The sequence below is a fragment of the Sphingomonas sp. OK281 genome (assembly GCF_900115295.1).
In the GTDB taxonomy this organism is placed as follows: Bacteria; Pseudomonadota; Alphaproteobacteria; order Sphingomonadales; family Sphingomonadaceae; genus Sphingomonas.
Window position 1 is genome coordinate 211,132 of the sequence record NZ_FOVZ01000003.1, and the last position, 11,590, is coordinate 222,721.

Annotated in this window: 11 protein-coding genes; 4 read left to right on the plus strand and 7 right to left on the minus strand. The window is 65.2% G+C overall.

The window, feature by feature from the left end; genetic code table 11:
• The first annotated feature begins 68 nt into the window (after positions 1–68).
• From purL to bfr, 4 genes are all read left to right on the plus strand, one after another.
• On the plus strand, positions 69–2,297 hold the full coding sequence (gene purL / locus BM244_RS12510; RefSeq protein WP_093399272.1) for a phosphoribosylformylglycinamidine synthase subunit PurL: 2,229 nt from the start codon (positions 69–71) through the stop codon (positions 2,295–2,297).
• Positions 2,298–3,453: 1,156 nt separating this feature from the next.
• Positions 3,454–4,710 carry a DUF418 domain-containing protein gene (locus BM244_RS12515; protein WP_093399273.1) on the plus strand — a complete coding sequence of 419 codons (1,257 nt, stop codon included), beginning with the start codon at positions 3,454–3,456 and terminating at the stop codon, positions 4,708–4,710.
• 75 nt (positions 4,711–4,785) lie between these two features.
• A complete protein-coding gene (locus BM244_RS23575) occupies positions 4,786–4,956 on the plus strand; it encodes a (2Fe-2S)-binding protein (RefSeq protein WP_082441433.1) in 171 nt (56 codons plus the stop codon).
• 103 nt (positions 4,957–5,059) lie between these two features.
• Positions 5,060–5,575: a bacterioferritin gene (gene bfr, locus BM244_RS12525; protein ID WP_093399561.1), complete on the plus strand. Its 516-nt coding sequence runs from the start codon at positions 5,060–5,062 to the stop codon at positions 5,573–5,575.
• Positions 5,576–5,672: 97 nt separating this feature from the next.
• Here bfr and BM244_RS12530 read toward each other — a convergent pair whose 3' ends face one another.
• From BM244_RS12530 to BM244_RS12560, 7 genes are all read right to left on the minus strand, one after another.
• On the minus strand, positions 5,673–6,110 hold the full coding sequence (locus tag BM244_RS12530) for an Hpt domain-containing protein (protein WP_093399274.1): 438 nt from the start codon (positions 6,108–6,110) through the stop codon (positions 5,673–5,675).
• A gap of 83 nt (positions 6,111–6,193) precedes the next feature.
• Positions 6,194–6,403 carry a sulfurtransferase TusA family protein gene (locus BM244_RS12535; protein WP_302847271.1) on the minus strand — a complete coding sequence of 70 codons (210 nt, stop codon included), beginning with the start codon at positions 6,401–6,403 and terminating at the stop codon, positions 6,194–6,196.
• A gap of 15 nt (positions 6,404–6,418) precedes the next feature.
• Positions 6,419–7,807: a ribosome biogenesis GTPase Der gene (gene der, locus BM244_RS12540; protein ID WP_093399276.1), complete on the minus strand. Its 1,389-nt coding sequence runs from the start codon at positions 7,805–7,807 to the stop codon at positions 6,419–6,421.
• 194 nt (positions 7,808–8,001) lie between these two features.
• Positions 8,002–9,327, minus strand: a complete 1,326-nt coding sequence (locus BM244_RS12545) for an outer membrane protein assembly factor BamB family protein (protein ID WP_093399277.1) — start codon at positions 9,325–9,327, stop codon at positions 8,002–8,004.
• Positions 9,324–10,064 (minus strand): tetratricopeptide repeat protein, encoded by a 741-nt coding sequence (locus BM244_RS12550; protein ID WP_093399278.1) that lies wholly within the window; start codon positions 10,062–10,064, stop codon positions 9,324–9,326. Before BM244_RS12550 ends, BM244_RS12545 begins: the two co-directional genes overlap by 4 nt.
• A gap of 72 nt (positions 10,065–10,136) precedes the next feature.
• Entirely contained in the window at positions 10,137–10,997 is an 861-nt protein-coding gene (panB, locus tag BM244_RS12555) for a 3-methyl-2-oxobutanoate hydroxymethyltransferase (protein WP_093399279.1), read from the minus strand.
• 48 nt (positions 10,998–11,045) lie between these two features.
• Positions 11,046–11,480, minus strand: a complete 435-nt coding sequence (locus BM244_RS12560) for a hypothetical protein (protein ID WP_254784429.1) — start codon at positions 11,478–11,480, stop codon at positions 11,046–11,048.
• Positions 11,481–11,590: the final 110 nt, after the last annotated feature.

Consider the following 11,590-nt stretch of genomic DNA (forward strand, 5'->3'; position numbering starts at 1 on the left):
GGTCCCAAACCACATTGTCGCTGTTCGCACAGGTGACGGACGGCCCCCACCCCGCTAAAGCCCGCCCCATGACCGAGATCACACCGCAGATCGTCGCCGACCACGGCCTGTCCCCCGAAGAATATGAGCGCGTCCTGCGCGCCATCGGCCGTGAGCCGAACATGGTCGAGCTCGGCATCTTCTCGGTCATGTGGTCCGAGCATTGCAGCTACAAATCCAGCAAGATCCACCTGATGAAGCTCCCCACCAAGGGCCCCCGCGTCATCTGCGGGCCGGGCGAGAACGCCGGCGTCGTCGATATCGGCGACAATCAGGCGGCGATCTTCAAGATGGAGAGCCACAACCACCCGTCCTATATCGAGCCGTATCAGGGCGCCGCGACCGGCGTCGGCGGCATCCTGCGCGACGTCTTCACGATGGGCGCGCGGCCGATCGCCAACCTCAACGCGCTGCGCTTCGGCCGGCCCGATCATCCCAAGATGCGCCACCTGATCTCGGGCGTGGTCCACGGCATCGGCGGCTACGGCAATTGCGTCGGCGTGCCGACCGTCGGCGGCGAGGTGAACTTCCACAGCGCGTATGACGGCAACATCCTCGTCAATGCGATGACCGTCGGGATCGCCGACCAGGACAAGATCTTCTATTCCGCAGCCTCGGGTATCGGCAACCCGATCGTCTATGTCGGCAGCAAGACCGGCCGCGACGGCATTCACGGCGCGACGATGGCCTCGGCCGATTTCGGCGAGGATTCGGACGCCAAGCGCCCGACCGTCCAGGTCGGCGATCCGTTCACCGAAAAGCTGCTGATCGAAGCGTGCCTCGAACTCATGGCGACCGACGTGATCGTCGCGATTCAGGACATGGGCGCCGCGGGCCTCACCTCGTCCGCGGTCGAGATGGCGTCGAAGGGCGGCGTCGGCATCGAGCTGACGATGGACGACGTGCCGCAGCGCGAGACCGGCATGACGCCGTACGAGATGATGCTGTCGGAATCGCAGGAGCGCATGCTGATGGTCCTCAAACCCGGCCGCGAAGCCGAGGCCGAGGCGATCTTCAAGAAGTGGGAGCTCGATTTCGCGGTGATCGGCCGCGTCACCGACACCGGCCGGATGGTGCTGACCTTCAAGGGCGAGACCGTCTGCGACATCCCGCTCGGTCCGCTCGCCGACGAAGCGCCGCTCTACGATCGCCCGCACGTCCCGACGCCCAAGCCGGCGCCGCTCGCCAACGCGCCGCACAGCAGCGACATCGCCGCCGACCTGCTCACGCTGATGGGCTCGCCGGACGTCGCCTCGCGCCGCTGGATCTGGGAGCAGTACGATCACATGGTCGGCGCCGACACCGTGCAGCGCCCCGGTGGCGACGCCGCGGTCGTCCGCGTCCACGGCACGCAGAAGGCGCTGGCCATGACCACCGACTGCACACCGCGCTATTGCTTCGCCGACCCGGTCGAGGGCGGTAAGCAGGCGGTCGCCGAAGCGTGGCGCAACCTGACCGCGGTCGGCGCACTGCCCTTGGCGGTCACCAACTGCCTCAACTTCGCCAACCCGCAGCGCCCCGAGATCATGGGCCAGATCGTCGGCTGCCTCGAAGGCATGAGCGACGCCTGCATCGCGCTCGACTTCCCGATCGTGTCGGGCAATGTCTCGCTATACAATGAATCGAAGGCGACGGGCGGCGGCTCCGCGATCCTGCCGACACCGGCGATCGGCGCGATCGGGTTGCTGGCGGACTGGCAGAAGAATGCGACGATCGCGTTCAAGGGCTCGGGCGACATCATCCTCGCGGTCGGCACGCGCGGTGGCCATCTCGGCCAGTCGCTGTGGCTGCGCGAGTGCCACGGCCGCGAACAGCTCGACGCCGGCCCGCCCCCGCCGGTCGATCTCGCCGCCGAACGTCGCGTCGGCGACTTGATCCGGGAGGCGATCGCGCTCGGCCAGCTGACTGCGGTTCATGACGTGTCCGACGGCGGTATTGCGGTGACGCTTGCCGAGATGGCGCTCGCCGGCGGGATCGGCGCGATGATCGACCGCAAGCAGCCGTTCGACTGCGCGCGCTCGTTCTTCGCCGAGGACCAGGGCGTCTACATCGTCACGGTCGACGACCATTCGCTGCTCGACTTCCTCGGCGCGGCGCATGCGGCGGACGTCGAGGCCGAGCCCCTGGGTCGCACGGGCGGCAAGCGCCTGATCTTCGAACGCCCCGACCGCGACGACGTCATCGCGCTCGATACGTTGCGGACTGCGCACGAGGGATTCTTTCCGAAGCTGATGGGCGTGGATGCAGCTTTGGCTTAAGGCAACGCGATGGCGGGTGAACTGAAACGCACCCTGCTGCCGACGACCGCTGTTTGCCACTGCCCGCCCTTCACAAGCACCACCCCGGCGAAGGCCGGGGCCCAGTTGGGAACGCCGAGGTAACGGAGCACTGCGCTCATCATCACCGTTCCCCAACTGGGCCCCGGCCTCCGCCGGGGTGGTTGTCCTTCGGAGTAAGGCACCAACCTCAAACCACAGCATGTTTCCCCGCGAAGGCGGGGACCCAGACTGGGCTCCCGCCTTCGCGGGAGAACAAGGAGCGGAGAGTTGTCGTCCGATCGAGCTCAAGTAAGGCTGAGCGCCCACCTCCACCTCCACCTCCACCTCCCCCTCTCCGTCATCCCAGCGAAAGCTGGGATCTCCCGCACCGGGCCGCAGCGCCAGCCAACGGGGATACCCCAGCGTTTGCTGGAGTGACGGGGGCGGATCGGCTTCGGGGGCGACAGCCGAGGAGGGCAAGGCGAGGTACGGCGGGGTATTGCGCAGGGACGACAGGTCAAGCAGATGATCGACCGGGTAGCCGACACACAGAGCGGTGAGGCATCTGACGCCGAGATGCCCCTCAAAGCGGCCTGTCCTACACCACCGCGATATGCCAGCGTCGGACGATGATCGAAGCATTCCACGCCTACAGCGCTACCAAGACGCGTCGACCGGATCCGAGCATCGATCGAGCACCACCTGTGTCGGGCCGGCCCAGCCGAGGCCGCCACTCTTGCAACGCCGCCGAGCGCGATCATGCCGTCTTCCAGCGTGGACAACGACCTCACGGAAATGCTGCGCGAGCGTCTACACTTCCTATACTTCACTTTTCCCGCAGGCCCCCCGCCCCCGCCAGAGCCACTACGCTCGACCTCATCCGTGGCGTCGCCGTCACCAGCAAGCCCGCCGTTAAGATTGCCTCATCCCAAGCGATTCGATGGCCTCACGGAAATGCTGCGCGAGCGTCTACACTTTCTATACTTCACTTTTCCGGCAGGCCCCCCGCCCCCGCCAGAACCGCCACGCGCGACCTCATCCGTGGCGTCGCCGTCACCCGCAAGCCCGCCGCTAAGATTGCCCCATCCCAAGCAATTCGACGCTCCGACGAAACGCCGCGCGAGCGTCTACACTTCCTATACTTCACTCTGCCCGCATGACCCCCGCCTCCACCAGAATAGCCACGCTCGACCTCATCCGAGGCGTCGCCGTCATGGGCATCCTCGCCTCAAACATCGCCGCGTTCGGCTTCCCCGAATTCGCCTACATGACGCCCGCCTCGATGGGCGCGCCGAGCACGCCCGACCTGATCGCCTGGACCACGACCTTCATCGTCATCGACGGCAAGATGCGCGGGCTCTTCTCGTTCCTGTTCGGCGCATCGATGCTGCTCGTCATCGACCGAGCCGAGGCGAGCGGCGAAGACGCGGCGACCATCCACCTGCGCCGCATGGCGTGGCTGTTCGTCTTCGGCATAGCGCATCTGTACCTGCTGTGGTGGGGCGACATCCTCGCGCACTACGCACTGGTCGGCGCGATCGCGTACATGTTCGCGCGGTTGCCAGTGCGCTGGCTGATCGCCGTCGGGCTCGCCTGCATCGCGTTCCAGACGGTCGAGCTGACGACGCTCGTCGCCTACACGTTCGACCTGCACGGCGCCGCGCACCGGCCGGGCGCAACGGCGCGAGTCATCATGAACTGGCAGCTGTTGGCGGATCAATTCGGCCAGCCCTCCCCCGCCTCCGTCACCCGCGAACTCGCCATCGGACGTGGTGGATGGCGCGATCTGGTCGCGTGGCGCTGGACCCACGCCGCTGGACCGATCACGTCCCTCACCGCCACTGGTCCGGAAACGCTAGGCTTCATGCTGTTCGGCATGGCAGGGCTACGATCGGGGTTCCTGACGGGGGAATGGTCGCGGCGCCGCTACACGGTGATTGCGGTCGTCGGGATCGGGCTCGGCTGGATCGGCTATGCGGCCATCGCGGCGTTCGACATCGGCCACGGGTTCGACGCGCGCTATGTCGCACTGTCGTGGCTCGCGCTCGCAACCCCGCTTCGGCCACTGACGATCATGGGGTACGCCGCGGCGATCGTCCTGCTCGCACGGCCCGGCGGCTGGCTGACGACGCGAGTCGCGGCGGCAGGTCGAATAGCATTCTCCAACTATCTCGGCACGACGGTCCTCTGCACCACGCTGTTCTATGGGTACGGCTTCGGCCTGTACGGCACATTGTCGCGAGCCCAGCTCTACCTAGTCGTCGTACCGATCTGCCTGCTTATGTTCCTATGGTCGAAACCTTGGCTCGATCGATTCCGCTATGGTCCGCTTGAATGGCTGTGGCGCAGCCTGTCGCGATTCGCGTGGCAGCCGATGCGCGGTTCGGCGTTCACGACGAACCGATTGGACTAGTTGCGAATAAGACGCAAAACAGCTTGCGAGTGGTTCGCATTATCCGTATCCCGTGCTTACAGCTAGGGAGTTCCCATGGTCGTCTGCGTTTGCAATGCCATACGAGAATCCGACGTTCGCAACTGCGCACGCGGCGGTTGCACGACACCGTGCCAAGCCTTCCGTTCGATGGGCCGGAAACCCAAATGCGGCCAGTGCACATCGATAGCGCGAGCGATTATCGACGAGGAACGCGCCGCTGCATAAGCGTCGCAACAGCTAAGAAAGCCCGGAAAACCGCCATTTTTGGGGGTTGTGCTAATCTATGTCAGCCCGCTACATGCTCCTCAGAGGTGACGGAGATATGGCCATGCGCGGCGACCCCCAAGTAATCGAATTCCTGAACGAGGCGCTCAAGAACGAGCTGACCGCGGTCAATCAATATTGGCTCCATTACCGGATGCTCGAGCATTGGGGCGTCTACAAGCTCGCCCAGTACGAGCGGATGGAATCGATCGACGAGATGAAACACGCCGACTGGTTGTCGGAGCGCATCCTGTTCCTCGATGGCCTGCCGAACTTCCAGCTGCTCGGCCGCCTCCGCATCGGCGAGACCGTCGAAGAGGTCCTGAAGTCGGATCTGGCACTCGAAGTCGAGGCCACCGTTCAGCTCAAAGGCGCGATCGCGTATTGCGAAGAGGTCAAGGACTACATCAGCCGCGACCTGTTCGCCCGCATCCTCGCCAGCGAGGAAGAGCATGTCGACACGCTCGAGCGCCAGTTCGAGATGATCGCCCGGATGGGCATCCACAACTACATCCAGCTCAACTCGATCTCGGAGCATGATTCGCCAAAGGCGGGCGCGGCTCCGTATCTGAAGGGCTGATCCATCCCCCTGTCATCCCACTGAAAAGTGGGGTGACGGGGAGGCAGCGTCATTCGCTGCAACACCGGTCGAGATTTTTGCCAGTCTGGCGACGATTTCAGTCCTCGCCGAACCCGGTCGGTACCGCACGACGACCAAAGCCGCCGGTGCCGGGCTTCCGGACCACGATCGGATTAGCCTCGCGCTCCAGGATCGCCAGCGTCTCGACGAACAGCGGTCGCAACAGGACGATATGCTCGAGCGCCTCGTCCGGTGTATCCTGCATCTCCACACAATCGCGCGCGATAACCTCGACCGCCTCGGCCAAGTCCGCCAGCGGCTCCGCCCCGAACTGTCGCGCTTCGCCCTTCAGCGTGTGCGCGGGAATGACCATCGCAGCAGCGTTCAGCGTGCGCATCGCCGCCTCGATTGCTGCAACCGACTTTACGCCGTCCTCGCGAAAATAACCGAGAATGCGGCCAAATCCTGCGCCCAGCTCGCTGCGCGCCTGCACGAACGCTGGCCAATTGATCAGGGTGCTTCCCTCGAACGACACTGTCGCCTTCTCCCGTTGAGCAATAGCGCCATGAAGGTCAGAACTGCATCTTACCCCATCCAGGTAAATACAATCTTGTCACACTACCGACAAGTTACGACAAAGGTCCGGATAAATTCGTCCAAAACGATCTCTATCGTTGCATTGGCCGATGCCGCGATGGCCTCAAGTTCGGTCGACGCCTGTGGATCGTCGGCAATCACCTCGACGCAGGTAGCGCCGCCGCGCAGCGCGCGGGCAAGCCGCACCGCGGGCCATGGGCAGCGCATACCCCTGGCGTCGATGCGGATCACGCCGGACACGACCGCCTAGTTGCCGCCGCCGCCCCTGCCGTTGTCGTCGTACGGATTCTTCGGCGCGCGGAACATCAGGCGTACCGGGACCGCGCCGAAGCCCAGATCCTTGCGCATGGAATTGACCAGATACCGCTCATAGCTCGCCGGCAGCTGATCGACGCGCGTGCCGAAGATGACGAAGCTGGGCGGGCGTGTCTTGACCTGCGTGACGTAGCGCATCTTGATCCGCTTGCCGCCCGGGGCTGGCGGCGGCGTCGCCTCGATCGCGCGCTCGAACCAGCGGTTGAGTTCGCCGGTACCGACGCGCTTCGACCACGCATCGCGCGTATCGAAGCACGCTTGCAGCAACTGGTCGATGCCCTTGCCGGTCGCGCCGGACACGGTCATCACGGTGACGCCCTTGACCTGGCTCAGGCCGTCCTCGAGCGCGCGCTTGACGCCGTTGAACAGCGACGACGCGCTCTCGGCGATATCCCATTTGTTGAGCGCGATGACGAGCGCGCGGCCCTCTTGCAACACCTTGTCGGCGATGCGGAGATCCTGCGCCTCAAGGCCGAGCGTGGCGTCGAGCAACAGCACGACGACCTCGGCGAAGTCGACCGCATGGAGCGCGTCCTCGACGGACATCTTCTCAAGCTTGTCCTGCACCTTGGCACGCTTGCGCATACCGGCGGTGTCGATCAGCCGAACCTTGCGCGCTTCGCCGCCGGTCGGGTGCCAGTCGTAATCGACGCTGATCGAATCGCGCGTGATGCCGGCTTCGGGGCCGGTGATCATGCGGTCTTCGCCGAGGATGCGGTTGACGAGCGTCGACTTGCCGGCGTTCGGACGGCCGACGATCGCGAGCTTCAGCGGGCCCTCATATTCGTTGTCGGGCTGTTCCTCGGGCGGCTCTTCCTTGCCTTCGAGCAGCGGGAGCAGGCCTTCGAACAGGTCGCCTAGGCCTTCGCCGTGCTCGGCCGAAAGCTGGACCGGGTCGCCGAAGCCGAGCGCCAATGATTCGAGGATACCGTCTTCGCCTGCGCGACCCTCGGCCTTGTTGGCGACGAGGATGACGGGGACGTCGGCGGTGCGCAGCCAGCGGGCGATCTCTTCGTCGAGCGGCACGATGCCGGCGCGCGCGTCGAACAGGAACAGCGCGACGTCAGCCTGTTCGACGGCGGCTTCGGTCTGCTGGCGCATCCGGCCGGGCAGGGTCTGCGCGTCGTGATCTTCGTAGCCGGCGGTGTCGATGATGCGGAATTCGAGGCCGATCAGCGACGCATCGCCCTCGCGCCGATCACGCGTGACGCCGGGCCGGTCGTCGACCAGCGCGAGCTTCTTGCCGACGAGGCGATTGAAAAGAGTCGACTTGCCGACATTTGGGCGGCCGACGATCGCGACCACAGGAAGTTTGGACATGGCGTGCCCTTAGCGCGTGTCGCGCCAAAGGTCACCTAGTCCCTCGCCTCCTGGGGAGAGAGGGGGAGGAGCCGTAGGCGACGGAAGGGCGAGGCGAAGTTGGGGCGAGCGACCCGACCCCTAATCCGCTCTCCCTTACCACCGCAAGTGCGGCGAGCCTCTTCCCTCTCCCCGCCGGGAAGAGGGGGTCGTCGTCACCGGTACGCGGTGACCTTGCCCTTCTGATCGAGCGTGTAGAGCGTCGAGTTGGCGACGATCGGTGGCAGCGAGAACGGCGTCTTCGTCTCGATCGTCGAACTCACCTTACCGTCAGTCGGCGAGACGAAATTTATCTCGCCGCGCGAATTGGTCAGGACTAGCCGGTTGCCGGCCAGGATCGGGCCAAACCAAGTGATCGCGTTGCTGCGCTTCTTCTCGTTCTGGAAGCGCGGCAATTGCGCGATCCAACGTGCCTTACCGTTCGAACGCGACAAGCAGACGAGCTTGGCGTCGTCGGTCACCACGAACAACCACTCGCCCGCGATCCAGGGCGTCGAAATCCCCGCGAAGTTCTGCTCCCACAGACGCTGTCCGGTCGACAGCTCGAGCGCGACCATGCGACCACCCTGCCCGACCGCATAGACACGGCCGCCGTCGATCACCGGTGCGGCATCGATGTCCGACAGGCTCGAAACAGACGTTGTGATCGAAGTGCGCGACAGCGCGTCCTGCCACAGGATACGACCGTTCTCGTAGCGATACGCACTGAGTTCACCGCTGGAGAAACCGGCGACGACGGTGCCCTGGCTGACGGCGGGTGCCGCGACGCCGAATACGCCCTGCGTCTCCAGCGTCCCCGACTGCACCCACTGGACCTTGCCGTCGGCCTGGTTGAGTGAAAAGACCTGGTTGTCCTGCGTCAGGACATACACAGCGCCGTTGGCGACCGTCGGTGACCCGCGCAATGGTGCGCCAGGCTTGGCGCGCCAGAGGATCTTGCCGTCCGCTGCATTCATCGCGACGACGTCGCCGACGCCGTCGGTAGCGTAGAGCTTGCCGTCGTCATAGCTGACGCCGCCTCCGAACCGGGCCGCCTTGTTGAGCTTGCCCTCGGTAATGCCCGCGCTCCACAGCGGTGCGCCGGTGTCGGCGGTAAACGCGTGGATCGTTGCAGTGACGTCGGTCACGAACAGCTTATTGTCGGCAACCACCGGTGCCGCGCCAAGGCGTTCGCGGTTCGAGCCACCGTTGATCGAAGCCTGCCATGCCCGCTTGGGTTGGTCACCGAGCGCGAGCTGTCCCATTGACTTGGGAGGGTTGCCGCCAGGCTGAGCCCAGGCGTCGTTAACCGCGGGGGCCGGCAGCAGAACCTGCACGTCGGCGATCGTCTTGTCGGTCTCTACCTCGTTTTCGGAAACCAGGATCGACACGCGGTCGCCTAGCGTCGGCGTCTTCTTGTTGCCGCCGCCCTTGAAAATCCCGCAACCGCTGAGTGCAACCAGCGCGGCGACGGCGACCGTCACCCGATATGTCTTCATCATTGCGCCTTGGTATCCTCGTTTGATGCAGCCGGAGTGATCACTCTGGCAGTAGCGCCCGTGCTGGCAACAGCGTCCACACCCAGTACGCCGGCCATCTGAACCGCGCGTTGACGGATGGTCTCGGGCACGCCGGTATCGCGCGCTATTTGCCCGAACAGCGTACCCGCCTGCTGGCGCTGGTTCATGCGGACATAGGAGATCGCGACCATCTCACCCGCGCTGCCGAACCACGGACCACCGGGCACCGCGAGCGGACGAAGTCGCTCGACGACGACCTGCGGCTTAAGCGTGTCGAACTCGGCCGACGTCTGGCGAACGAGTGCGAGATCACGAAACGGCTTCGCCAGCGACGTGTCCGCCGCAATCGTGCCGAGCTTGGCAGCGGCATTCTTCAGGTCGTCCTTCTGGAGAAGGACGTCGGCCTGCGTGAACAGCGCGAGCGCGCGGTAGCCGTCGCGGTTCGACTTGGCGAGTTCGGCCAGCGGCTTCGACGCGGCCGCGGCGTTGTTGGCGCCGAGCGAGTCGTATGCAGCCTGGAGCTGCTCACCCTCGATGCCGGCGGCCTCGCCATTATGATGCTGCCAGTAGAGGAACCCGGCGAGTGCGGCGAGTGCGGCGACGACGCCGACCGCGACCCATTTGCCCCAGTTCGTCCAGAACCCGGCGAGCTGGTCGCGTCGCAGTTCTTCGTCGACCTCACGCAGGAATGCTTGATCGGTTTTCGGCGGGAGGGCCAAGGAATGCTCCGGGAATAGTGAGGGGGTGGGCGGCGCGGACCTTAGCCGCGCCGGAACCGAAACGGAAGCGGATCAATCCTTGGGCGCGTAGACCTGCTCGGCACCCGGAAACGCGCGCGATCGGACGTCGTCGGCATAGGTTTGCGTCGCGGACGAGATCGTTTCGGCAATGTCTGCGAACCGCTTCACGAACTTTGCGGTACGCTCGAACATCCCCAGCATGTCCTCGGTCACCAGGACCTGTCCGTCGCACTGCGCGGATGCACCGATGCCGATCGTCGGGCAGGCGATCGAGTTGGTGATCTCGATCGCGATCGGCTCGACCACGCCTTCGATCACCAGCGAGAACGCGCCGGCTTCGGCGATGCTCTGCGCGTCGGCGACGATTTTGGCAGCTTCCTCGGGCGTCCGACCGCGCGCTCCGTAACCGCCGAGGACGTTGACCGCCTGCGGGGTCAGCCCGACATGGCCCATTACCGGAATGCCGCGCTCGGTCAGGAACTTGACGGTCGGCGCCATTGCGGTGCCGCCTTCGAGCTTCACCGCCGCCGCACCGGTCTGCTTGAGCAGGAACGCCGCGCTCTCGAACGCCTTTTCGGGCGAGGCTTCGTAGCTGCCGAACGGCATGTCGATCACGACCACTGCGTGATAGCTGCCGCGCACCACCGCCGCGCCGTGCGCCGCCATCATCTCCAGCGTTACCGGCACCGTAGAGGGCAGCCCGTAGATCACTTGCCCCAAGCTGTCGCCGACCAGCAGCATGTCGCAGTGCGGGTCGAGAAGTTGCGCGGTGCGAACGGTGTAGGCGGTGAGCATGACGAGTGGCGTCTTGCCCTTCTGGCGGCGGATCGCGGGGATCGTCAGGCGCTTGAGCGGGGCCGGCGTCGGATTGGCGCGACTCGTCGCAGTGTCGAGGGTGTAGGTCGTAGACATGAGGCGGTTAGTAGCGCGGGAGTTCGTGCGCGCCCAGCCTCGGGGTGATCAGACCGCCCAGCCCTTTTGCCGGGCATGGCCGACGAGCCAGAGCGTGAACGCGGCCACCGCGACGATGACGAGGGGGAAGCCGACCGTTTCGCTTGCGCCCTTGTGCGCGACGATGTCGGTTGAGGCGAACAGCCATCCGAACTGCACGATCGTCGCCACCAGCGACGCGATCAGGAACGGGCGGGCGTTGGCACGGCGCATGAACAAGAGGATCGCGCCGACCAGGCCGGTAAGCACGGCGACGGCGAACAGCGGATCATACCAACTGGGCAACGTGGCGTAGAGCGCCCGATCATAGGCGCTCGCCTGGCCCATCGCGTCGGCGCCGAGCCTAAGCTGCTGCACGCACATGAGGCATCCGACCAGTCCCCAAAGAACGAGCACGCCGGTGGTCATGCGAAACCACAAGGGTCCCTGTCGTACGAAGAACATGCCGCCGCCCCTGCCTGTTTCGGGCAACAGAGTGCGCTCCGCAAAGGGTACGCGCAAGGGGCTGCCAAGAATCCGCAAGATGTCGCGGATCCGGACCGGCGGGACGTCGG

What these genes read in the sequence shown, in the direction of transcription:
- purL (WP_093399272.1), top strand. Translation starts at nt 69, where the DNA reads ATGACCGAGATCACACCGCAGATCGTCGCCGACCACGGCCTGTCCCCC.
- BM244_RS12515 (WP_093399273.1), top strand. Translation starts at nt 3,454, where the DNA reads ATGACCCCCGCCTCCACCAGAATAGCCACGCTCGACCTCATCCGAGGC.
- BM244_RS23575 (WP_082441433.1), top strand. Translation starts at nt 4,786, where the DNA reads ATGGTCGTCTGCGTTTGCAATGCCATACGAGAATCCGACGTTCGCAAC.
- bfr (WP_093399561.1), top strand. Translation starts at nt 5,060, where the DNA reads ATGCGCGGCGACCCCCAAGTAATCGAATTCCTGAACGAGGCGCTCAAG.
- der (WP_093399276.1), bottom strand. Translation starts at nt 7,807, where the DNA reads ATGTCCAAACTTCCTGTGGTCGCGATCGTCGGCCGCCCAAATGTCGGC.
- BM244_RS12545 (WP_093399277.1), bottom strand. Translation starts at nt 9,327, where the DNA reads ATGATGAAGACATATCGGGTGACGGTCGCCGTCGCCGCGCTGGTTGCA.
- panB (WP_093399279.1), bottom strand. Translation starts at nt 10,997, where the DNA reads ATGTCTACGACCTACACCCTCGACACTGCGACGAGTCGCGCCAATCCG.
- BM244_RS12560 (WP_254784429.1), bottom strand. Translation starts at nt 11,480, where the DNA reads ATGTTCTTCGTACGACAGGGACCCTTGTGGTTTCGCATGACCACCGGC.